The organism is Flavobacterium esculini, assembly GCF_048284325.1.
Lineage (GTDB): Bacteria > Bacteroidota > Bacteroidia > Flavobacteriales > Flavobacteriaceae > Flavobacterium.
Genome location: NZ_JBLVPI010000003.1, coordinates 257,435 through 279,127, shown reverse-complemented (window position 1 = coordinate 279,127; position 21,693 = coordinate 257,435). Strand labels below are relative to the sequence as shown.

The window sequence follows — 21,693 nt, the reverse complement described above, 5'->3', positions numbered from 1 at the left end:
AATATAGTGGGCATCTTTTTATTCCAAAAATAAAGAGATTAACGTTTGAAAAATATTTTTATCATAAACAGAATTCCAATAAAAATTAAGAAACCGATTAATATCTTGTAGTTTCCCTTATAAAACTCTTTATGTACTCCCAAATCTTTTTGGTAGGCATATATTGCTGCAATAACAAAAGCAACAAAAAAACAGCCTGCAAACACTAATTGTCCTTGACTAAACATAGTTTAAATTATTTCGGGCAAATTTAGTTAATTGTTTAGAAATAGTTGCTAATTTGCCTTTTCATTTAATAAAATAAAAACATGCAAAAACAAATAGACTCTGTTAAGGAATTTCATACTGCATTTAAAATTGGACATAATGAAATTCCTACAGCGAACTTAGGAGAAAGTAAGCACACGCTTCGGTACAACCTGATGAAAGAAGAAAACGAAGAATATCTGGAAGCAGTTCAAAATAATGACTTGATAGAAATTGCGGATGCATTGGGGGATATGATGTATATCCTTTGCGGAACCATTATCGAACATGGTTTACAACATAAAATAGAAGCAGTTTTTGATGAAATTCAACGTAGTAATATGAGTAAATTAGATGGAGACGGAAAACCGATTTACCGTGAAGATGGAAAAGTAATGAAAGGTCCTAATTATTTCAAACCCGACTTTTCTAAAATACTTGAGGAAAAATAGCAGGTTTCAAATTTCAGTTTGCAGAAAAAAATAAAATAAAAAAGCGATTCTCTTATTGAAAATCGCTTTTTTATAATTCTAAAATTAGAAATTATACTTTAACAGTCCAACCAAAAGTATCTTCTTCCAATTTATTTTGAATATTGGTCAATTTATCTTTTAATTGCGATGCCATAGATTTTTCAATTTTTGGTAATTCATGATAAACATCCTTATAAGAGAATCCAGAAATAGGGCTTACCACAGCAGCAGTTCCTGCTCCGAAGATTTCTTTCAAGGTTCCGTTTTTAGAAGCCTCAACAAGCTCAGAAACTAAAACTGGACGAATGTCTACATCTATACCTTCACTTTTTGCTAAATCAATCAGCGTTTTTCTGGTTACTCCATCAAGAATTCGTTCGCTTATAGGAGCAGTTAGCAACGTATCATTGATTCTGAAAAAAACATTCATTGTACCCGCTTCTTCAAGTCTGGTATGTGTTGCATCATCAGTCCAAATTACTTGTTGGAATCCTTCTTTATTAGCTAAATCAGTAGGGTAAAACTGTGCTGCATAATTCCCAGCAGCTTTTGCAGCTCCTATTCCGCCATTTGCAGCTCTGCTGAAATGTTCTGCAATAAGGACTTTCACATCACCAGCGTAATACGAGGTTACAGGCGATAAAATAATCATAAATTTATACTCATCAGATGGATTTGCAATTACTCCAGTGCCTGTAGCAATCATAAACGGTCTAATGTACATCGAATTTCCTTTTCCTTTTTTTATCCAAGCTTCATCTAATTGTAACAATTGATTTAGACCATTCATAAATATATCTTCCGGAACTTCTGGCATAGCCATCCTAACAGCAGATTTATTAAAACGGTGGTAATTTTCATCAGGTCTAAAAAGCCAAATGTCATTGTTGTCATCTTTATATGCTTTCATACCTTCAAAAATAGCTTGGCCATAATGAAAAACTCTTGTAGATGGATCTAATAAAAAAGGAGCGTACGGCTTAATGACCGGTTTTTGCCATTCACCATTTTTAAAATCACATTCGAATAAATGATCTGTAAAAACAGAACCAAAGCTTAAGTTTTCAAAATCTACCTCATTTATTTTTGAAGTAGAAGCTTTAATTATTTCAATTTTGCTAGTTTGAGTTGTACTCATAATAAGGTATTGTTTATTTTATTTTTTATAAGTGATATGCTTGGGTATTAAAATCATTGTTTTTTTTACAAAACCAACTTTAATGTTTGCAAAATTAAATAAAAATCACTGAAATACTTATGATTATTCTATTAATTATAGCATTTAACTGTGATTTATTTATCTTTTAAAAAATGGAAATAAATAGAGTTAATTTATATGAAATTTATAAAAAATATAGATTTTTTGAGACTATTACGTTTTAGTTTTGATTAAATTTGATGCTCAGATAAAGCTATAAAACGAAGAACAACCTCAAATTATAATTTTGAAAAGAGAAATAATCCAAACACTAGATGGTTCCACAACGATTCATTTACAGGAATGGGATGAATGCTATCATTCTAAACACGGGGCAATACAGGAAGCGCAACACGTTTTTATCAAAAATGGATTGTCTTTATTTCAAAATAAGCAAATTTCAATTCTAGAAATTGGTTTTGGGACAGGCTTAAATGCATTTATTACTTTTTTGGAAGCATCCAAAATGAATCAAGTAATCGATTATGTTGGAGTGGAGGCCTATCCGATATCAACTGAGGAAGTTGTATCGATGAATTATGTTGATGAACTGAATGCCGCTAATGAAAGTGCTGTGTTTAAAAAAATGCATGAAAGTAATTGGGAAGAAAAGATTATTTTAAGGGATGATTTTACTTTAACCAAAAGGAAACAATTTTTTGAAGAAATTGATGATTTTGAAAAATTTGATTTAATCTATTTTGATGCTTTTGGGTATCGGGTTCAGCCTGAATTATGGAGTACAGCCATTTTTGAAAAAATGCATAATGCGCTTAAGCCCAATAGTGTACTGGTAACATATGCTGCACGTGGAGTTGTGAAAAGAAGTATGATTGAAGTAGGTTTTACAGTGGAAAAATTAGCTGGTCCTCCTGGGAAAAGAGAAATGTTTCGTGCTAGTAAAAAATAGAGAAATAGAATTTTTGAGTTTAAAAGTATGCTTTTTTTGAAATGAAATAAAATACAAAAAAGAACGTTAATTTATTATGTTGTCTATTTTAAAAATGTACTTTTACAGAAGTTAATAATATTTGATAACCCAAAATCTTAATTTATTATGTCGAAAATTATGTTCGATTACACAAAATCAGTACTTGAAAGAGTAAGTTTTGACCCGATGCTTTTTTGCAAAGAATTAGAAAAAGCAATCAAAACGCTATTGCCATACGAAATGGAACAATTGCGAGAATGGTTACTAAATTTTACAATTGGAAAACCAGAATTAAAACAATGTCTGCTTATCGTTAATTCATAAAAAAAAAGGAACCAAAATTAGTTCCTTTTTTTATTTTTTTTGAAGTGGACTTATAATTTGGACATTTTGAAAAACAATTGCACCTTTTACAACACCTGCAATTGTGCTTCTAAGTGCATCAATTATCTGAATTTTTAATTCGCTTTTAGGGAAAATCAAACTAACTTCTCTTGCTGGCTTTGGTTCCTTAAATTGGCGTAGTTTTTTTTTGTCCGATTCTTTCAAATCTAAAGTGTGTAGATAAGGCAATAAAGTTGTTCCTAAACCTTCATCGGCCAATTTTATTAAAGTTTCAAAACTTCCACTTTCTATTTGAAAATGATTAATTTCATTTCGACCTCCAGTATTTTTACAAAAGTTTAATATTCCGTCGCGAAAACAATGGCCATCTTGCAATAATAGAATTTCATCTAAGTTCAAATCAGAGACTTCTATTTCTTCTTTTTGAAAATTATGGTGACTCTCGGGAATATAAGCGACAAAAGGCTCAAAGTATAAAACAATTTCCTTGATTTTTTCCTCCATCAATGGAGTTGCTGCAATCGCTGCATCAAGATGACCGTTAATGAGTTTAGTAATAATTTCTTCGGTATTTAACTCTTCAATTATGAGCTTTACCTTTGGATATTTTTTGATAAAATTATTCAAAAACATCGGCAATAATGTTGGCATAATAGTAGGAATTATTCCTAATCGGAATTCACCGCCAATAAACCCTTTTTGTTGCTCTACAATATCTTGAATTCTATCGGCTTCGATAACAATATTCTTAGCTTGATTGACAATTTTTTGCCCAATATCAGTAAGCTGAATTGGTTTTTTTGTTCTGTCAAATATTTGTATACTTAACTCTTCCTCAATTTTTTGAATTTGCATACTCAAAGTAGGTTGGGTTACAAAACATTTTTCAGCAGCAAGAGTAAAGTTTTTATGTTCGGCTACAGCCAAAACATATTTTAGTTGAGTGATTGTCATTTTTTATAGTAATATCTAATACAAATATAAAAACAATCAATTTAATTTATAGTGTAAAATGTTATTTTGTTGTTTAAATTTGTTCAAAAGAACTATCATGAAAATAAATATTTTAGGATTACCCGTTAAAGAAACGGAATTAATTGTGACTGAATTAAATACACTGTTAGCCAATTTTCAAGTGTATTATCAAAATTTAAGAGGGATTCACTGGAATATTCGTGGAAAGCGTTTCTTTGATTTACATGTGAAGTTTGAAGAATTATATAATGACTCGCAATTGAAAATTGATATGATTGCTGAGCGTGTTCTTACCCTTGGCGGAACACCGCTCCATACTTTTGAGGATTATATTAAAAATAGTCAATTAGCAGTAGGGAAAAATATTTCGATAGATGAAAAAGCAATTCATTTAATTGTAAATTCATTATCTCATTTGTTAAAAATTGAAAGAGAAATCCTTAATAAATCTTCAGAAATTAATGATGAAGGGACAAATTCTATGATGAGTGATTTTATTGCTGAGCAGGAAAAAACGATTTGGATGATGCAAGCTTGGTTAGAAGAAGAGTTATAAGAATACTAGAGTTTATGTGAAATATTGCTAATATGGTAGTATTCTGATATGAATATGTTAAGTGTTCTGGATTATGCAGTCAATGTTTTGAAAGTAAAACATGTACTGGTATGCGGACATTATGGTTGTGGTGGTGTGAAAGCCGCTATGGGAAATGAATCAATAGGTATCATTGACAACTGGATTCGTCATATTAAAGATGTTTATAGGCTACATCATGAATGTTTAGATTCTATTGTTGAAGAGAATGATCGATATAAATGCTTTTGTAGAAATTAATGTAAAGGAACAAGTATTTGATTTGGCTAAATCATCAATCGTACAATCCGCATGGAAAAATGGGCAGGAATTAACATTACATGATTGGGCTTACGGATTGAATTCCGGAATTGTAACGGATTTGAATGTTAATATCAGTTCAAATAAAGATTAGATAATGTGTGTCAATTGAAATTTTAAAAAAAAAACTCTTTCAGGTGATTTTTTTATTCGATTTCTTCCAGATTTTCATTGAAAGCTGATGGTAAAAGGGTAGGGATGAATTTTATCAAAATAGGTAATAATAGACTTCCGCCCGGTAGTAAGAATATGGTCAAAGAAGGAATGGTTTTACAAATATCCAATAATTGTTTTTTTACTTTTTTCTTTTCCTTTTCATCCAAATCTCTTCGGGTAGAATTGGCTAACAGAAGCATTAATTCTTTGCTTTGCACAATTTCCTTTATCAACCTGCTTTTATTACGGCTTACTAAAGTAACAACACTTTGAGTAGTTTGGTCATAAAAGTGTTTGACTGGATTCGAGTAATTGAAATAAGGAATTTCTTTTTTATGCTTGGTAATGAATTCATTAGTGCTATTGATACTCTCATCAACAAAATAATCCGAAATCGATACCATTTCAGCTAATGAATGTAAAAAATAGGCTTCATTGTTCTCAATTATTCCATCACTCCATAGCGCCATGCCGGCGATGTCGATTAAATAATATTTTTCTAATTCATGCGTAAAATAATCCAGTTGAAGGGTTTCCAGACTTTGAACAGAAACTCTTGAAAATTTGCTGTAGCGTATGGAAGCTTCAAAAAGTTTGATTAATAAATCATCATATTGAGATTTGTTTGATTTAATTTTTAGCGCGAGTGTGACAAGATTAACTATTGTCTCTTCAATTTTTTTTAAATATTTTTCAGGAATTGCTCCATGAATTAAATATTGGCGAAAAGCAACAACATCAATAAACAAAAGGGCATTGGTTACAAGGTGTGAGAAATTTTTACTGATGATAGTGTCATTGGTTTGAACACGTTCATCAATTATTTTTTCCAGTGTTAAGGAAAGGGAATTTTTAGGAAGAATCTTTTTGAATAAATTAAACCCTTGAGGATTCATTTGATTGTAAAAAGTAACCGCTTCTTTTATGAAATTTTCAGGATTAATTTCTTCCCTAGTCAGGCAAAAAATATCATATAAAGTATTTAATAACGCAACTTTTGAAATCTCTTCTTTAAACCAGCCTTTGGTTTCAATAGTGTTTACTGTCTCAAATGTAATGATGTGACCGTATATAAAACCTGTATTTCTAACTTTTTGATAAAATGAATCAGTAGTTTTAGAAACAGTTTCTTTTGAAAATTTTTGTTCAATAAAAAATTTATCTATCCAACCTGATGCCGAAGGGTTAATCATTACTTTAATTTGAAGCTACAAAGCTATGTTTTTTTATGGTTGTGTAGAAAAGTTTAGGTTAAGTTTTAAATATTTTAGTAAAAATATTAATCTCTTGATTTTTTATTTTGAGAACAAAGATTTATGATTTCGGTTATTCTATTGTTTCTAGTTTCCTCTCTTTTAGCCTGATTGAGCCAATAAAGATAACTTTTCCTGTAGGAAGGACTAAATTTTTTGTAGTTTTCGAATGCAGCACTACTTTTATTAAAAGCTATTTCTAAATCTGTTGGCATTATCAAATCCTCTACCGCATCTAATGAAGTCCAGGTACCGTTTTTTTTGGCTATTTCAATTTTGGCTAATCCACTTTCATGCATTAGATTTTCTTTGATTAGTTTTTCGATATACGTTTTATTGCGTTTGCTCCAAACACTTTTATCTTTTCGTGGAGAAAAAACTTGTTTTCTGCGGTCTTCATCCATTTTTCTTACTGTTGAATCAATCCAACCAAAACAAATGGCAACTTGAACCGCTTCTTCCCATCGCATACTTTCAAATTCACTGGTCACTTTATAAAAAATTAGATACACACCTTTTGAAGAATGATGATTTTGGTACAACCAATCACGCCATTCTGTTGTATTTTTAAAATAGAGTTGTTCTTTATCTTCCAATTTAAATCTTTAAAAAAACTACTTAATAATAGCGGAACAAGCTACTCTTGCACCAGCATTACCGGCAGGTTGAGAAACAAAATCATCAGTTCCTTGGTGAACGATTAGTCCTTTTCCTAAAATATCTTTATTTGTATCTCCACAATCGATACACCATTCATCAGTTGTTAAGGTTATGGCTCCGTTTCCTTTTTCATCAGCAATAAAATTTCCGATATCACCTTTGTGGTATTCGCCAACTCCCCATTTACCATGTTTTTTGAATGTTGGATTCCAATGTCCACCAGCTGAACTTCCATCGGCAGCCGTACAATCGGACTTCTCATGAATATGTATGGCATGAACACCCGGTTTTAGTCCGGATAATTTTGCAACGAAAGTCACTTTACCATCTTTTTCTACAAAAGTTGCAGTTCCGGAAACATGGCTTTCGCTTTTTGGTTCGAAAGCAATAACTAATTTTTTATCAGGATTAGAAAGGGAATTGGTTTTACAACCAATAAAAAGGGCTAATGCTATGCTGAACAATAAAGCTAATTTTTTCATGAGATGTTTTATTTCAAAGGTAAGAAAATTTTGTATTACGGATAATAGGATTGTGTTTTAATAATTCAATTTATGGGAATTTTGCAATATTCATTTTAAATACCTAATCGATTTATTTGTAGTTTTGAAAAAGCAGCAATTGACATAGACCTCTAATCGGAATGTGCTTTTGTGTCAAATAAGATAAACCAATATGTCGATTCTTTTTTACGGAAGAATATAATATCATTACAACATGAAGCACAAAGAAATAGCCATTATAAGCTGGGACTTATTAAAGCGGACGTATCGGGAATTTGATGATGATAACGCAATAAAATTAAGTGCTTCATTGTCCTATTATACGATATTTTCATTGCCTCCGTTGTTAATTATTATTTTATCTATTTTTAGTTTTTTCTTTGGAAGAGATGCAGTTACCGGAAGGTTTTTTGGACAAATTAACGGAATGGTCGGTAATGAAGCTGCACACCAAATTCAGGAAACCATTAAGAATATTGAATTGTCTGATAGTGTAACATTTGCAACGATATTTGGAGGAATTATGTTGTTGATTGGTGCTTCGGGTGTTTTTGCCGAAATACAAAGCTCCATAAATTTTATTTGGGGATTGAAAGCTAAACCCAATAAAGGAATTATGAAATTTATTAAAAACAGACTGATGTCATTTTCTATGATTGCTTCAGTTGGTTTTTTATTAATGGTCAGTTTGATGGTAAATACAGTAATGGACATTATAAACACGCGATTAATTGTTTATTTTCCTGACACGATGGTTTATATATTTTATTTTTTTAACACCTTGGTTTTATTTGCGACTACAACATTATTGTTTTCCATTATTTTTAAAACACTTCCTGATGGAAATATTGCTTGGAAAGATGCTTTGATAGGATCCAGTTTCACTTCCTTTTTCTTTATGTTTGGTAAATTTGCTATCGGTTTTTATTTAGGAAGTTCAACGGTAGCAACTGTTTATGGCGCTGCGGGTTCGATAATAATAATTTTAATCTGGGTGTATTATTCCGCTATAATCTTATATTTTGGAGCCGAATTCACTAAAGTGTATGCCAATGCACACGGAAAAAAAATCATTCCAAATGGATATGCTGTTAGTATTAAGGTGGAAGTTATAGAGATTAAAAAGTAATAAATTGTTTCGGTTTCTTAAGATTTTTGAAGCTGTGGACACGATTTTTTAAACGCTTTATTTTTGTAATATTTTTTTTAAAAACCTTAAAAATGGCAGTGTTTTTGCTTTCTTTTTGATAATATAAAATAAAAAAAATCACATGAAAAAAATAATTTTGGTGTTAACTGTTTTCTGTTTGGCATTCATTTCCTGCAATTCATTAAAAGTAACTACGAATAAAACAGCTTCACTTGAAGGAACTTGGGAATTAAATTATGTTACAGGACCAAGAATAGCTTTCGAGGGATTATATCCAAACAAAAAGCCAACAATCACTTTCGATTTGAAGGACAATAGTATTTCAGGAAGCAACAGTTGCAACCGTTATTCCGGAAAATTAAATGTGGTTGAAAATAAAATCAGTTTCAAAGAACCGATGGCAGTGACTAAAATGTTTTGTCCCGGAGAAGGAGAGCGTATTTACATGTCAACGCTTCAAAAAATAGATTCCTATTCCATTTCAGAAGATGGAAAGACATTAAATTTCATCATGGGTGATATCGCGATGATGCGTTTTGAGAAAAAATAAATTCAAATTTTTTGAAGGTGCATTTACTATTTTACAAATTATAAAATAGGTATAACTTAATATTAAAAATGGATACCATGAAAACAAAAACAGTAATTTTAGTACTGTTTCTTTCGCTGATAGTAACGGCAAGTTATGCTCAGGAAAAAAGTAAGAAACAATTAAGAGCGGAACGTAAAATTGAAAAAGAGAGACAAATAGCATCTTTGGTTGATTCTAAAGAGTTTGTTTTTATTGGAAGAACAGCATTAGGTCAAGGGTTTAGAAGTATAGATTTGACCACTAATTCTAATTATGTGGAATTTAAGCCAGATAAAATTAAGAGTGTAATGCCTTTTTTTGGTAGAGGCTACAGTGGTATTGCCTATGGCAGCAGTGATGGTGGCTTAAATTTTGAAGGAAGTCCAAAAGAATTTACTATTGAAAAAGGGAAAAAAGCGTATCAAATAAAAGCGACTGTTAAGGGAGAAACGGATGTATACATACTATTTCTTTCTGTTTTTTTTGAAGGTGACGCAACACTTACCATTAATTCTAATAATCGAAGTCCGATTTCCTATAATGGTGAAATCAGAGCAATAGAAAAAAAAGAAGTCAAATGATTTTTCAATTAAAATAAAAAAACCGTCTTGTTTCTGAAAACAAGGCGGTTTTTTTTGATAAATAAATAAACTAAAAACTAGCTTTATATTCTAGAAACAATATTCATTTTTAGCGACTAATTTTGTCGTGATTGTTTCTCTTAATCCTACAATATTTGGCATATTCGTATATTTTGTAAAACGGCGTAAACCCATTAACATCATACGTTGTTCATCCCCTTCCGCAAAAGAAATTACACTTTCTTTTCCTTTTTGAGTAACGGTATCTACTGCTTTATACAAGTATAATTTTGCCATGGCAATTTGCTCCTGTACTTTGGCTTCTCCTTCTTTTTTGGCTAATTTTTCAGTTCTAAGAATAGTGCTTTCTGCCATGTAGATTTCGATTAAAATATCTGAAGCTGCCATTAATAACTGTTGGTGAGCATCTAAATCCGGACCGTATTTTTGAACAGCTCCACCTGCAACCATTAAAAATGCTTTTTTCAATTTGCCAATCATTTCTTTTTCTTCAGCAAATAATTCAGAATAATCAGGAGTATCAAAAGAAGGTATTCCCATTAATTCTTCTTGTACTTTTGATGCTGGTCCAAGTAAATCAACATGACCTTTCATGGCTTTTTTGATCAACATCCCTACAGATAGCATTCTGTTGATTTCGTTGGTTCCTTCGTAAATACGAGCAATTCTGGCATCTCTCCAAGCACTTTCCATTGGAGTATCTTCAGAAAATCCCATTCCTCCAAAGATTTGAATTCCTTCATCTGCACAATTTTGAATGTCTTCAGAAACAGCCACTTTCAAAATTGAACATTCAATGGCATACTCTTCAATCCCTTTTAATTCTGCTTCTTGGTGTGTAGCTCCTTCGGTTTCACGTGACGCAATACGATCTTCAATATCCTTTGCAGCACGATAAGTAGCACTTTCTCCGGCATAACAGGAAGTTGCCATTTCGGCTAATTTTGCTCGGATGGCTCCAAACTGAGAAATAGCGGTATTGAATTGTATTCTTTCGTTAGCATATTTTGTTGCGTTTGAAATAACTCTGCGTTGCGCATCCAAACAGGCAGCTGCCAATTTAATTCGACCTACATTCAAGGCATTCATGGCTATTTTGAAACCATTTCCTCTTTCGGATAACATGTTTTCAACAGGAACTTTTGTATCTGCAAAGAAAACCTGACGCGTAGAAGAGGAGCGAATTCCTAATTTATGTTCTTCTTCGTTCATGGAAATGCCATTACCTGGATCGTTTTCTACGATAAAGCCAGTTATATTTTTATCCTCTCCGATACGAGCAAAAACTATAAAGACATTACAAAATCCTGCATTGGTAATCCACATTTTTTGTCCTGTGATTTTATAATGCGTTCCATCCTCAGACAATACTGCTTTTGTTTTCCCGGAATTGGCATCACTACCAGCGCCTGGTTCAGTCAGACAATAGGCTCCAAACCATTCGCCAGAGGCTAATTTGGTTACGTATTTTTGCTTTTGTTCTTCAGTTCCGTACAAAGTAATTGGTAATGTTCCAATTCCTGTATGCGCTCCAAAAGCAGAGGAAAATGAACCTGTTGCTCCCGAAATATAATCGCAAACCAAAACAGTATTTACAAATCCCATTCCCATTCCACCATAAGCTTCAGGAACTGCGATACTCAAAAATCCCATTTCAGCCGCCTTTTGCATACTTTCTACCGTTAAGGCAAAATCTCTTTTTTCAAAACGATCTTTGTTAGGCCAGATTTCTTTGTCTACAAACTCTTTTACAGAGTCACGCATCATTAATTGTTCTTCATTAAAATCTTCAGGAGTGAAGATATCTTCGCACTTTGTTTCTTTAACCAAAAACTGACCACCACGGGTTACGTTTTTTTCAATTGTATCTGCCATTTTTTTATTTTTTAATATGTTTTTCTTTATAATCTAAATCCTCAATATTGTCATTCACACGGGGAGGAATCTGAATAGTTAATTCTGGAATATTGGTGAAGATTCCTCCTTTGTCGCAATGACAATCGGATGGAAATCTTTGACTATAAAAGTTCGTAAATTCCTGCTGAACCTTGTCCAGTTCCTACACACATGGAAACAATTCCGTATTTGCTTCCTCTGCGTTTCATTTCGTCGAATAATTGAACAGAAAGTTTAGCACCTGTACAACCCAGTGGGTGGCCTAATGCAATCGCTCCACCATTGACATTGATAATATCAGGATTTAGGTTTAGTTCTCTCGTTACTGCTAATGCTTGTGATGCAAAAGCTTCGTTAAGTTCTATTAAATCAATATCATTCAAGGTTAAACCCGCTTGTTTCAATGCTTTTGGAATTGCTTTTACAGGTCCAATTCCCATGATTCTTGGTTCGACTCCTGCCGAAGCAAAGTTTACCAAACGTGCAATTGGTTCTAAATTCAATTCTTTCACCATTTCCTCACTCATGATTAGCACAAAAGCGGCTCCATCACTCATTTGGGATGAATTTCCCGCAGTTACGCTTCCATTCGCTTCGAAAACTGGTCTTAAACCGGCTAGTGCTTCTACAGAAGTTACTGCTCTTGGACCTTCGTCTTTATTTACGATATAGGATTTAGTTTCTTTTTTGCCATTTTCATTGATAAACGTTTGTTCAATTGTTATGGGAACAATTTGTTTGTCAAATCTGCCTTCGGCTTGTGCTTTCAAAGCTTTCATATGCGATTGATACGCAAACTCATCTTGGTCAGCGCGAGATACATTATATTGTTTGGCAACCGCTTCAGCAGTTAGTCCCATTCCCCAATAATAATCTTCGTTTCCTGCTTTTGCAACAGCATAATCCGGAGTAGGTTTGTAGCCTCCCATTGGAATAAAACTCATGCTTTCGGCTCCACCGGCAATAATACAATCCGCCATTCCTGACTGGATTTTAGCTGTAGCCATTCCGATTGTTTCTAATCCTGAAGCGCAATACCGGTTTACGGTTACACCCGGAACATCTTCGATTTTCAATCCCATCAAAGAGATCAATCGTCCCACGTTTAATCCTTGTTCCGCTTCCGGCATGGCATTTCCTACCATCACGTCGTCAATACGTTTTTTGTCAAAATCGGGCAACTCATTCATCATAAACTGAATGGTTTCTGCCGCCAACTCATCAGGACGTTTAAATCTAAACACACCTTTTGGGGCTTTCCCCACGGCGGTTCTGTATGCTTTAACTATATAGGCTGTTTTCATGACTATTATTTTGAATTTTGAATTGTAAATTTTAAATGAAGCTCATTCTTAATTTATAATTCATAATTTATAATTTAAAATTAATTGCGTAACGGTTTCCCTTTGGTTAACATAAACTGGATTCTCTCCAATGTTTTTCTTTCCGTACACAAACTCAAAAAAGCTTCTCGTTCCAAATCCAATAAATATTGTTCAGATACTAAAGTCGGTTCTGATAGATCACCACCGGCCATTACATACGCCAGTTTATTAGCGATTTTTTTGTCGTGTTCTGAGATGTATTTTCCGGCAACCATTTGGTCGGTTCCCACCAAGAACATTCCCAAAGCTTGTTTTCCTAATACTTTCACATCGCTTCTGCGAATCGGTTGTGTGTAACCCGCTTCGGCCATTAGTAAAGCATGTTTCTTCGCTTCAGCAATTTGGCGGTCTTTGTTCACAACGATGATGTCTTTACCGTGTTGTAATAGCCCGGTATCAAAAGCTTCGTAACCCGAAGTGGATACTTTTGCCATAGCAACAGTCAAGAAATATTCTTGCAATACGTTTAATTCCACATCATTTTTATGGAATAAATCAGCCGCACGCAAGGTCATTTCTTTCGATCCGCCACCGCCAGGAATTACTCCAACACCAAATTCCACTAATCCCATATAGGTTTCCGCCGCAGCAACAACTTTGTCGGCATGGATACTCATTTCGCAACCACCACCAAAAGTCATTCCGTGTGGTGCAACCACAACAGGAATTCCAGAATAACGCACGCGCATCATCGTGTCTTGGAACATTTTTATGGCCATATTTAATTCATCGTATTCTTGCTCGACTGCCATGATGAATATCATTCCGATATTGGCTCCCACCGAGAAATTCGCCGCTTGGTTTCCAATAACCAATCCTTGGTATTCCTTTTCAGATAAGTCAATCGCTTTATTGATGGCTGCCAAAACATCGCCACCAATCGTATTCATTTTAGATTGGAATTCTAAATTCAAAATTCCGTCTCCTAGATCCTGTATAATCGCTCCACTGTTGCTCCATACTTTTTTGCTTTCGCGAATGTTGTTCAAGATGATAAAGGCATCCTGACCCGGAACTTTAGCTTGTGATTTTGTAGGGATATTGTAGAAAAAAGTAGCGCCTTCTTTGATAGTGTAAAAACTGGAACTTCCAGAAGCCAGCATCTCATTTACCCAAGTAGCTGGTGCTAAACCTTCGGCTTTCATGATTTCGATTCCTTTTTCGACACCAATGGCATCCCAAATTTCGAAAGGACCATTTTCCCATCCAAAACCGGCTTTCATCGCATCGTCAATCTTGTATAATTCATCTGAGATTTCAGGAATTCTGTTCGAAACGTAAGCAAACATTCCAGCAAAACTTTTTCGGTAGAATTCTCCAGCTTTATCTGTCCCTTTTACTAAAATTTTAAAACGGTCAATGGGTTTGTCAATTGTTTTTGTCAGTTCTAATGTCGCAAAAGAAGCTCTTTTAGCCGGACGGTATTCTAAAGTGTCTAAATCCAAAGACAAAATATCCTTGTCTACTTTTTTATAGAAACCTTGACCTGTTTTGCTTCCAAACCACTTGTTTCCCATCATTTTGTTGACGAAATCTGGCAATTTGAACAATTCGTGTTGCTCATCATTTGGGCAGTTTTCGTAGATTCCGTTGGCAACATGTACCAAAGTATCCAATCCAACGACGTCAACCGTTCTGAAAGTGGCTGATTTTGGTCTTCCAATAACGGGACCGGTCAATTTATCCACTTCTTCAATCGTTAATCCCATTTCTTTTACCAAATGAAACAAACTCTGAATGCCGTAAATCCCAATTCTATTTCCGATGAATGCTGGAGTGTCTTTGGCAACGACCGAAGTTTTCCCTAAGAATTTTGAACCATAATCAGTAAGGAAATCCAATACTTCCGTTGCAGTTTGTGGACCAGGTATGATTTCGAATAATTTTAAATATCGCGCAGGGTTAAAAAAATGTGTACCACAGAAATGTTTTTGAAAATCATCACTTCTTCCTTCACTCATAAAGTGAATAGGAATTCCTGATGTGTTTGAAGTGACTAAAGTTCCCGGTTTTCTGAATTTTTCAATTTGCTCAAAAACTAATTTTTTGATGTCTAAACGTTCCACTACCACTTCAATAATCCAATCAACAGTAGCGATTTTCGCCATGTCATCCGTTGTGTTTCCAGTAGTAATTCTACTGGCAAATTTGGTATTGTAAATAGGGGAGGGTTTCGATTTTAAAGAATTAGCCAAATGCTCATTCACCAATCGGTTTCTGACAATTTTGCTTTCTAAAGTGAGTCCTTTTTTAGCTTCAGCTTCGGTGAGTTCTCCTGGAACAATGTCCAAAAGTAAAACTTCAACTCCAATGTTGGCAAAATGGCAAGCAATTCCTGAACCCATAATTCCGGATCCAATTACTGCAACTTTTTTAATTGTGCGTTTCATACGTAGTTTATATTTGTTTTTTAAAGGAATATGGTATCGCCAAGTGGTATTATTCTGTGATATTGATTCATGGCGATTTCATACGTAGTTATTATTTGCTTTTTATAAGGAATATGGCGTCGCCATTTTTATTTACTGATTGTTTTTTTGAATTGTGGCATTGTCATTTTCTGGTTTTTCAGTTTGCTCCCCCAGTTCGCTGACGCTCGTATGATTAAATATATTTTTATCTTGAATTAATTCATTGATAGTTTCTGCCACTTCAATAAAATGTTGCAGTTTTTCCTCCGATATATGTTTTCGTACGGTTTCATTGAATTTCAAAACGGTATTTTTTGACAATTCTCTTTTCTCTTTGCCAAATTCTGTCAGGTAAATCAAAACGCCACGACCATCATAAGGATTTTTCTTTCTTAAGATTAGCCCTTTATCTTCCATTGATTTCAAGGTTCTGGTAAGACTCGTCGCTTCCATCCCCATTTTTGGGCCTAAAGCGGTAGAGGGCGTTCCTTTTTCTTTATCCATACTCAGCAGGGCAAAACCTGTTGCCATAGTTGCACCATATTTGGAAGCTTCTTCATTGTACATTCTGGAAACTGCCTGCCAAGTCGCTCTTAAAATATAATCTATTGTTTTATCTTTCATATCTCTAACTATATCGATTTCAAATATAATAAAAAAATACTATGCATGCATAATAAGTTTAATTATTTTTTTAAATTTTTGTCAAAACTAAAAAACTCCCCATAAAATGAAGAGTTTTTTAGTAAGAATTTTCATTTATTTTAGTTTTCCATTAACAAATGCGATAACTGCACCGGTCAATGCAGACATTATAACAGTGATTGCAATATCCAATGCCATAATCTGAAAGTTAATATCTGGTGTTAATTTCATTGAATTGGCAAAAAAATCCATGTATAGAGCCATAAATAATCCAATTATGGCACCAGCAACAAAACCGGTTATCCAATTTGAAATCCCTGCCCATTTTGTAAAAATATAGGCTGTAAATAATCCAAATGTGAGGCATCCTAAAAAAATCATTACATAATTTTCGTTCCCATTGGAAGGAAATGCTTGTTTAAATAGAATCCCGTAGAACAACCATCCATAAAGGAAGTAGATTATACCGCCTACAATACCTGAAACTAAAAAATTTTTCACATTCATAATTTTTTGATTTTATGGGTTGATACAATAAAGGTATTGAAAAATAACAAAATAATAACTAAAGTGTTAAATAACAATTAAATACGAAATAATTGTCAGGCTAAACGAGTTGGATGCTGTTTTTTTGGGCGTATCCCTGCGGGCCGGGCTGTACGTTGTATCTTTTATGAAGTCTCGTCCCGAGGCTTCGGGATCGGGACTCCACAAAAGGATGCCACTCCCATCCCTTACGCAAATTCTGCTACCTTGAGAATAATGGAGATTTGTAGTTTAATTAGTGGGATTGTGGTTTACCGTAATTGTAAGTGGTTTATTCTCCTCTGAAGTTATTTCTGGGAACTAATCCTTTGGAGTGAATAATGAATTTCTATACTGATATCAAATTTACTAATAAAGGAAACGATTATTTGTTGGAAATTGTTGTTTTATTTTTTTTTAAATTCCCCCTTATCCACATCTTTCAAAAATTTGATCACGCCTGTAAAATAGTTTTTAGGATCATCGTATTGCGAGAGGTGGCTTCCGTTAGGACAAAACAAAAAACGTCCGTTTTGCACTTCGCGGGCAATCCATTTCATGTGTTCGGGATCCATCGTGTCGTATTTCGAACCAATTGTCAGTGTTGGAACTGTGAGGGTTTTTAGTCTGGCTTTTACATCCCAATTTTTTAGTGTGGCATTTCCGGTGATACCAAATTCACTGTGACCTTGCATAAACACATATACATCAGGATTGATGTGTTTGAAACATCTGTTGATGGATTCTGGCCATTCTTCCAGTGGTTTTCTTAAAATATGCTCCGTATAGTAATATTTGAACAGCAGCTCGCTGTATTTTGGATTATCAAAATCATTATTTTTCTCGATATCCTGCAATTGCTTTAGGATTTTCGGGTCCATTTGAGGTGCCAGAACGTCTTTTGCGTAAGCGTTATATTCCTTAGCGCTAGCCATCATATTAGAGATAATCAAGCCTTTTAGGTTTTTTTGGTATTTCAACGCATATTCCATTGCCAGGATTCCGCCCCATGATTGTCCCATCAGGTAAAAATTAGAACTGTCTAAGCCTAATGCAATGCGTACTTGCTCGACTTCCTCCACAAAGCGTTCATTGGTCCATAAACTATTATCTTTGGGTTGGTCGCTGTAATACGAACCCAATTGGTCGTAATAAATATATTCGATGCTTTCGTTAGGAAAATAACCGTCAAAACATTCATACAATTCGTGTGTAAGACCAGGTCCACCATGAAGCAATAAGACTTTTATGGTTGGATTGTTTCCAACCCTTTTGGTCCAAACGTTGAAAGTCCCTTTTGGCGTTTTTATCGGAATCATTTTGATACCGCCAGTCCCCTGGTCGTCCCGTTTTGAGAAATCTAAGTAATTTGCTTTTATAGGATCTTCTTTCGATTTTTCTTGACAATTAGAAAAAAAGAAGATACTTATAACGGAACAAATTAGGACTTTTAGTTTCATGTTTTGTATTGGTTTTATCAAATACTAACCGTAGATTTTATGGAATAAATCAATGTATTTTTCCATTACGATTTTTCGTTTCAGTTTTAGTGTAGGGGTTAATTGTCCACCTTCAATGGACCAAACATCCGGAGTAAGTTCAAAACGTTTGATTTTCTCCCAACTACCAAATTTTTCATTTAGGGTATTCATCTCTTCCTGAATTCTTGCAATAACTTTTTCGTTCGAGATAAGTTCTTCATTGCTTTTCCCAACATCAATTCCGTGGATTACAGCCCATTCTTTAATGAAATCAAAACTTGGCTGAATGATTGCTGCCGGCATTTTCTGTCCGTCACCAATCACCATTATTTGTTCAATGAACCGCGATTGTTTCATCGTGTTTTCAATTAGTTGTGGTGCAATATATTTTCCACCGGATGTTTTGAACATTTCTTTTTTACGATCCGTAATTTTCAAGAATCCGTCTTCATCAAATATTCCAATGTCTCCAGTATGAAAATAACCGTTTGTAATTACTTCATTTGTCAATTTTTCATCTTTGTAATAGCCCATCATTACGTTTGGTCCTTTGCAAAGGATTTCGCCGTCTCCGGCAATTATGACTTCTACGTTATCTATTATTTTACCTACAGTTCCTACTTTGAAACCGTGATTTCTCATGTCGTTAACAGAGATTACAGGGGAAGTTTCAGTCAAACCATAGCCTTCCATTACGGGAATTTCGGCAGCAGCAAAAACTCTGGCTAATCTGGGTTGTAAAGCAGCACTTCCGGAAACCATTAAATCCAGATTTCCACCCAAACCTTGTTTCCATTTGCTGAAAATCAGTTTGCGGGCAATTTTGAGTTGTAATTCATACCACAAACCATTTTTTCCATAAGGCTCGTAGATTAATCCCAAATCAATTGCCCAGAAGAATAGTTTCTTTTTAACCCCAGTCAGTTCGGTACCTTTGGCGTAAATTTTATCATATACTTTTTCAAGAAGTCGGGGAACGGCTGTAATAACTGTAGGTCTTACTTCCTTGAGATTATCACTAATTTTATCTATTGATTCACCAAAATATACCGAAACACCATAATATTGGTATAAATATAAAATCATTCTTTCAAAAATATGACAAATAGGAAGGAAGCTCAATGCACGGCTTTTACCTGCTTCAAAAGGTATTCTCGAAGCGCTGTCCAACACATTAGACACTATATTTTTGTGCGAAAGCATGACTCCTTTTGGTTTTCCTGTTGTCCCGGAAGTATAAATAATAGTAGCTAAATCTTCTGTTTTTACATTGTTTTTTCGGTCTTCAACAACATCTTGATTGCTTAAGTCTTCGCCAAGAATTAACAGTTCATTCCAATTTTTACAGCCTTCGATTTCGTTGAACGAATAGACATCTTTAAGCGTACCGACTTTATCTTTAATCAAATTTACTTTCCGAAGCACTTCTGCATCTGATACAAAACAATACATGGCACCAGAATGATTTAAGATATATTCGTAATCATCTTCAGAAATAGTTGGATAAATAGGTACTGTTTGTGCGCCAGTTTGTAACACACCAATATCCATAATATTCCATTCTGTTCTGTTATTAGAAGAGATGATGGCAACTTTGTCATCTTTTTGAATGCCCATCCTTAAGAGTGCTCTTGAGATTGCATTGGCTTTAGCAATATATTCTTGTGTAGAAGTTTTTATCCAAACCCCATTTTTTTTTGTTGTTAAAGCATCTGGGATTGAAGTATATTTATCTTGCTGATAATAAGGAAAATCAAAAAGTCTGGTTATAGAAGTCATTATTCTGAGGTTGAATTTTATCGCAAATTAATTAAAAATTAATGATAATTATTAATTTTCAAAAAATTAAATGGAAATTAAACCAGAATTATATTATTTAACGAAATCGTTTTCTTGAAATAAAGATTAAGCCGTTAATTGTGAGCTAAAATATCCTTCATTTATAAATTTAACTAAGGTATTAGATTACTCAATATAGTCTTTGCTTCTTTCCCCTAAGATGAACATTTTCTTTTTTTGAAAATGGATAGAAAAATGAGCATAAGTCCATTCTTCTTTAGTATCCATTTCTGAATTTACTTCTCTGTTTTTATACCAAAGCGAGTAAACGGCATAATTAAATCCTTTTTGGTATTTTGGAGTACCGTCTTCAAAACACTCTATTCCCCAAACCATTGTTGTTTTTGACAAATCATCCAATTGAAATGTACCGGTTCCATCTGGATTTAATTGTACGACGGGTTCCGTTCCACCTTCTGAAAGATAGGTTCCTATTATAGGATAATCAATAGTTGTAGTAATGTAATGGATTCCGTCTTTGGAGGTAATTTTTTCGATTTTTTGGGCAGAAGAATAAGTTACAGTCAGCAATAGGGTGAAAAATAGTAAAGTTAGAGATTTCATTATTGTAAGTTATTTTATGTTTGTTGGATAGCTAAAAAGTAAGAGTATGCTTTTTTTAATATTTTTTTGTATAATTATTTGATTTTCAATAAATAAATTTAAAATTTATTTATAATAAGCCTTGTAATGTACTTTTTCTAATTAATTGGGCAGTATTTCTAGAGCTGGATTTCTTTAAAATGTTTTTACGATGCTGCTTTACGGTATTAACACTGATAAAAAGGGTATTGGCAATTTCATTGTTATCAAAACCTTCTGCAATTAGCTTAATGATATCAATTTCTCTTTTTGAAAATTCTGAAAAAGATTGTCCTTCTTCAAAAACATCAATATTCATATAGGAGGGTTCACCTTTTAGCCCTATCATGGAATATTGATAGGTATTGTTTTTAGTCAAATGATCTATTCTGGTATGAATATTCAGTGATTTTCCAAATCCGCCTTTTGCATCTAGAGTAAGTATTATGGCTTGATGATTGAGCAAGCAATACTCCCCATTTTTCATTCGACTTCTAAAACTGTAATTCATTTTATAGTTAGTCAATTTTTCCGCTCCTATATTGGTATAAAAAAAGTTAAGTATTGAAGCTTCGGCTTTTACTATGAAGTCAATATCGTCAGGATGTATTGTTCCAAGAATATCATTAAAGCATACGGTTTCTGGGTCAAATCCATGTATATCAGTTATATTTGAACTGATGTTAGACAATGACATATCGTAAAAATCAATGATGTAAAAATAAAAAGGACCAGAGCTTATTATCGAACTAGCAATTTCGTCAAACTTTATTTGTGGTAATAAAGTGTTCTCGTTGGCTCTTTTTTGAGTACTAATCCAAACCGAATGAAGTTTTTGTAATTCTTGGGTCATGTCTTAGGTTTTTAACATAAAATTTTGTTAAAAATACAATTATTTTTACGATTTTAAGAAAAATAAATTAGGTTTTGAAAAAGAAGGGAATAATACTGAAAATTTTAAATTTCAGTAT

At 33.6% G+C, this 21,693-nt stretch carries 22 protein-coding genes and 1 pseudogene; 8 read left to right on the top strand and 15 right to left on the bottom strand.

Annotation, left to right across the window (positions count from 1 at the left end; genetic code table 11):
• Positions 1–38 precede the first annotated feature (38 nt).
• Complete coding sequence (locus tag ACNQGG_RS04525; RefSeq protein WP_417961842.1) at positions 39–227, bottom strand: hypothetical protein; 189 nt, start codon at positions 225–227, stop codon at positions 39–41.
• An 81-nt stretch (positions 228–308) separates the two neighbouring features.
• Here ACNQGG_RS04525 and ACNQGG_RS04520 point away from each other — a divergent pair, with 81 nt between their 5' ends.
• Positions 309–698, top strand: coding sequence for a pyrophosphohydrolase domain-containing protein (locus ACNQGG_RS04520; RefSeq protein WP_417961841.1), 390 nt, complete (start codon positions 309–311; stop codon positions 696–698).
• Between the two features lie 91 nt (positions 699–789).
• Here ACNQGG_RS04520 and ACNQGG_RS04515 read toward each other — a convergent pair whose 3' ends face one another.
• The gene (locus ACNQGG_RS04515) at positions 790–1,857 is read right to left on the bottom strand and encodes a branched-chain amino acid aminotransferase (protein WP_417961840.1); all 1,068 of its coding nucleotides are present in this window, start codon (positions 1,855–1,857) and stop codon (positions 790–792) included.
• Between the two features lie 307 nt (positions 1,858–2,164).
• Between ACNQGG_RS04515 and mnmC2 the strand changes: the two genes are divergently transcribed.
• A complete protein-coding gene (mnmC2, locus tag ACNQGG_RS04510; protein WP_417961839.1) occupies positions 2,165–2,827 on the top strand; it encodes a tRNA (5-methylaminomethyl-2-thiouridine)(34)-methyltransferase MnmC2 in 663 nt (220 codons plus the stop codon).
• Positions 2,828–2,974: 147 nt separating this feature from the next.
• Positions 2,975–3,172 (top strand): hypothetical protein, encoded by a 198-nt coding sequence (locus ACNQGG_RS04505; RefSeq protein ID WP_143388061.1) that lies wholly within the window; start codon positions 2,975–2,977, stop codon positions 3,170–3,172.
• Positions 3,173–3,202: 30 nt separating this feature from the next.
• On the opposite strand, the gene ACNQGG_RS04500 is transcribed toward ACNQGG_RS04505, so the two are convergent.
• Positions 3,203–4,147 carry a LysR substrate-binding domain-containing protein gene (locus ACNQGG_RS04500; protein ID WP_417961838.1) on the bottom strand — a complete coding sequence of 315 codons (945 nt, stop codon included), beginning with the start codon at positions 4,145–4,147 and terminating at the stop codon, positions 3,203–3,205.
• Between the two features lie 97 nt (positions 4,148–4,244).
• Between ACNQGG_RS04500 and ACNQGG_RS04495 the strand changes: the two genes are divergently transcribed.
• Positions 4,245–4,724: a Dps family protein gene (locus tag ACNQGG_RS04495; RefSeq protein WP_417961837.1), complete on the top strand. Its 480-nt coding sequence runs from the start codon at positions 4,245–4,247 to the stop codon at positions 4,722–4,724.
• 20 nt (positions 4,725–4,744) lie between these two features.
• A pseudogene (locus ACNQGG_RS04490) lies at positions 4,745–5,183 on the top strand (carbonic anhydrase); the annotation flags it as partial.
• A gap of 26 nt (positions 5,184–5,209) precedes the next feature.
• On the opposite strand, the gene ACNQGG_RS04485 reads toward ACNQGG_RS04490, so the two are convergent.
• From ACNQGG_RS04485 to ACNQGG_RS04475, 3 genes are all read right to left on the bottom strand, one after another.
• Positions 5,210–6,412: an LETM1-related biofilm-associated protein gene (locus tag ACNQGG_RS04485; protein ID WP_417961836.1), complete on the bottom strand. Its 1,203-nt coding sequence runs from the start codon at positions 6,410–6,412 to the stop codon at positions 5,210–5,212.
• A gap of 86 nt (positions 6,413–6,498) precedes the next feature.
• Entirely contained in the window at positions 6,499–7,068 is a 570-nt protein-coding gene (locus tag ACNQGG_RS04480) for a YdeI/OmpD-associated family protein (RefSeq protein ID WP_417961835.1), read from the bottom strand.
• Positions 7,069–7,086: 18 nt separating this feature from the next.
• Positions 7,087–7,614, bottom strand: coding sequence for a superoxide dismutase family protein (locus ACNQGG_RS04475; protein WP_417961834.1), 528 nt, complete (start codon positions 7,612–7,614; stop codon positions 7,087–7,089).
• A gap of 235 nt (positions 7,615–7,849) precedes the next feature.
• Here ACNQGG_RS04475 and ACNQGG_RS04470 point away from each other — a divergent pair, with 235 nt between their 5' ends.
• From ACNQGG_RS04470 to ACNQGG_RS04460, 3 genes are all read left to right on the top strand, one after another.
• Positions 7,850–8,764 (top strand): YihY/virulence factor BrkB family protein, encoded by a 915-nt coding sequence (locus ACNQGG_RS04470; RefSeq protein WP_417961833.1) that lies wholly within the window; start codon positions 7,850–7,852, stop codon positions 8,762–8,764.
• Positions 8,765–8,906: 142 nt separating this feature from the next.
• On the top strand, positions 8,907–9,335 hold the full coding sequence (locus tag ACNQGG_RS04465; protein WP_417961832.1) for an META domain-containing protein: 429 nt from the start codon (positions 8,907–8,909) through the stop codon (positions 9,333–9,335).
• A gap of 77 nt (positions 9,336–9,412) precedes the next feature.
• Entirely contained in the window at positions 9,413–9,937 is a 525-nt protein-coding gene (locus ACNQGG_RS04460) for a DUF4251 domain-containing protein (RefSeq protein ID WP_417961831.1), read from the top strand.
• 90 nt (positions 9,938–10,027) lie between these two features.
• Here the strand turns inward: ACNQGG_RS04460 and ACNQGG_RS04455 are convergent, their stop codons facing one another.
• The 9 genes from ACNQGG_RS04455 to ACNQGG_RS04415 all read right to left on the bottom strand — a co-directional run bounded on the left by ACNQGG_RS04455 (position 10,028) and on the right by ACNQGG_RS04415 (position 21,575).
• Positions 10,028–11,833, bottom strand: coding sequence for an acyl-CoA dehydrogenase family protein (locus ACNQGG_RS04455; protein WP_417961830.1), 1,806 nt, complete (start codon positions 11,831–11,833; stop codon positions 10,028–10,030).
• A gap of 143 nt (positions 11,834–11,976) precedes the next feature.
• Positions 11,977–13,158 carry a thiolase family protein gene (locus tag ACNQGG_RS04450; protein WP_417961829.1) on the bottom strand — a complete coding sequence of 394 codons (1,182 nt, stop codon included), beginning with the start codon at positions 13,156–13,158 and terminating at the stop codon, positions 11,977–11,979.
• Positions 13,159–13,238: 80 nt separating this feature from the next.
• Complete coding sequence (locus tag ACNQGG_RS04445) at positions 13,239–15,629, bottom strand: 3-hydroxyacyl-CoA dehydrogenase/enoyl-CoA hydratase family protein (RefSeq protein WP_417961828.1); 2,391 nt, start codon at positions 15,627–15,629, stop codon at positions 13,239–13,241.
• Between the two features lie 132 nt (positions 15,630–15,761).
• A complete protein-coding gene (locus ACNQGG_RS04440; protein WP_417961827.1) occupies positions 15,762–16,274 on the bottom strand; it encodes a MarR family winged helix-turn-helix transcriptional regulator in 513 nt (170 codons plus the stop codon).
• Positions 16,275–16,409: 135 nt separating this feature from the next.
• The gene (locus tag ACNQGG_RS04435; RefSeq protein WP_417961826.1) at positions 16,410–16,802 is read right to left on the bottom strand and encodes a hypothetical protein; all 393 of its coding nucleotides are present in this window, start codon (positions 16,800–16,802) and stop codon (positions 16,410–16,412) included.
• A gap of 425 nt (positions 16,803–17,227) precedes the next feature.
• The gene (locus ACNQGG_RS04430) at positions 17,228–18,280 is read right to left on the bottom strand and encodes a proline iminopeptidase-family hydrolase (protein WP_417961825.1); all 1,053 of its coding nucleotides are present in this window, start codon (positions 18,278–18,280) and stop codon (positions 17,228–17,230) included.
• Between the two features lie 24 nt (positions 18,281–18,304).
• Positions 18,305–20,080, bottom strand: a complete 1,776-nt coding sequence (locus tag ACNQGG_RS04425; protein WP_417961824.1) for an AMP-dependent synthetase/ligase — start codon at positions 20,078–20,080, stop codon at positions 18,305–18,307.
• 186 nt (positions 20,081–20,266) lie between these two features.
• The gene (locus ACNQGG_RS04420) at positions 20,267–20,704 is read right to left on the bottom strand and encodes a hypothetical protein (protein ID WP_417961823.1); all 438 of its coding nucleotides are present in this window, start codon (positions 20,702–20,704) and stop codon (positions 20,267–20,269) included.
• 109 nt (positions 20,705–20,813) lie between these two features.
• The gene (locus ACNQGG_RS04415; RefSeq protein WP_417961822.1) at positions 20,814–21,575 is read right to left on the bottom strand and encodes a LuxR C-terminal-related transcriptional regulator; all 762 of its coding nucleotides are present in this window, start codon (positions 21,573–21,575) and stop codon (positions 20,814–20,816) included.
• Between the last annotated feature and the right edge of the window lie 118 nt (positions 21,576–21,693).

What these genes read in the sequence shown, in the direction of transcription:
- ACNQGG_RS04525 (WP_417961842.1), bottom strand. Translation starts at nt 227, where the DNA reads ATGTTTAGTCAAGGACAATTAGTGTTTGCAGGCTGTTTTTTTGTTGCT.
- ACNQGG_RS04520 (WP_417961841.1), top strand. Translation starts at nt 309, where the DNA reads ATGCAAAAACAAATAGACTCTGTTAAGGAATTTCATACTGCATTTAAA.
- ACNQGG_RS04515 (WP_417961840.1), bottom strand. Translation starts at nt 1,857, where the DNA reads ATGAGTACAACTCAAACTAGCAAAATTGAAATAATTAAAGCTTCTACT.
- ACNQGG_RS04505 (WP_143388061.1), top strand. Translation starts at nt 2,975, where the DNA reads ATGTCGAAAATTATGTTCGATTACACAAAATCAGTACTTGAAAGAGTA.
- ACNQGG_RS04500 (WP_417961838.1), bottom strand. Translation starts at nt 4,147, where the DNA reads ATGACAATCACTCAACTAAAATATGTTTTGGCTGTAGCCGAACATAAA.
- ACNQGG_RS04495 (WP_417961837.1), top strand. Translation starts at nt 4,245, where the DNA reads ATGAAAATAAATATTTTAGGATTACCCGTTAAAGAAACGGAATTAATT.
- ACNQGG_RS04485 (WP_417961836.1), bottom strand. Translation starts at nt 6,412, where the DNA reads ATGATTAACCCTTCGGCATCAGGTTGGATAGATAAATTTTTTATTGAA.
- ACNQGG_RS04475 (WP_417961834.1), bottom strand. Translation starts at nt 7,614, where the DNA reads ATGAAAAAATTAGCTTTATTGTTCAGCATAGCATTAGCCCTTTTTATT.
- ACNQGG_RS04470 (WP_417961833.1), top strand. Translation starts at nt 7,850, where the DNA reads ATGAAGCACAAAGAAATAGCCATTATAAGCTGGGACTTATTAAAGCGG.
- ACNQGG_RS04465 (WP_417961832.1), top strand. Translation starts at nt 8,907, where the DNA reads ATGAAAAAAATAATTTTGGTGTTAACTGTTTTCTGTTTGGCATTCATT.
- ACNQGG_RS04460 (WP_417961831.1), top strand. Translation starts at nt 9,413, where the DNA reads ATGAAAACAAAAACAGTAATTTTAGTACTGTTTCTTTCGCTGATAGTA.
- ACNQGG_RS04455 (WP_417961830.1), bottom strand. Translation starts at nt 11,833, where the DNA reads ATGGCAGATACAATTGAAAAAAACGTAACCCGTGGTGGTCAGTTTTTG.
- ACNQGG_RS04450 (WP_417961829.1), bottom strand. Translation starts at nt 13,158, where the DNA reads ATGAAAACAGCCTATATAGTTAAAGCATACAGAACCGCCGTGGGGAAA.
- ACNQGG_RS04445 (WP_417961828.1), bottom strand. Translation starts at nt 15,629, where the DNA reads ATGAAACGCACAATTAAAAAAGTTGCAGTAATTGGATCCGGAATTATG.
- ACNQGG_RS04440 (WP_417961827.1), bottom strand. Translation starts at nt 16,274, where the DNA reads ATGAAAGATAAAACAATAGATTATATTTTAAGAGCGACTTGGCAGGCA.
- ACNQGG_RS04435 (WP_417961826.1), bottom strand. Translation starts at nt 16,802, where the DNA reads ATGAATGTGAAAAATTTTTTAGTTTCAGGTATTGTAGGCGGTATAATC.
- ACNQGG_RS04430 (WP_417961825.1), bottom strand. Translation starts at nt 18,280, where the DNA reads ATGAAACTAAAAGTCCTAATTTGTTCCGTTATAAGTATCTTCTTTTTT.
- ACNQGG_RS04425 (WP_417961824.1), bottom strand. Translation starts at nt 20,080, where the DNA reads ATGACTTCTATAACCAGACTTTTTGATTTTCCTTATTATCAGCAAGAT.
- ACNQGG_RS04420 (WP_417961823.1), bottom strand. Translation starts at nt 20,704, where the DNA reads ATGAAATCTCTAACTTTACTATTTTTCACCCTATTGCTGACTGTAACT.
- ACNQGG_RS04415 (WP_417961822.1), bottom strand. Translation starts at nt 21,575, where the DNA reads ATGACCCAAGAATTACAAAAACTTCATTCGGTTTGGATTAGTACTCAA.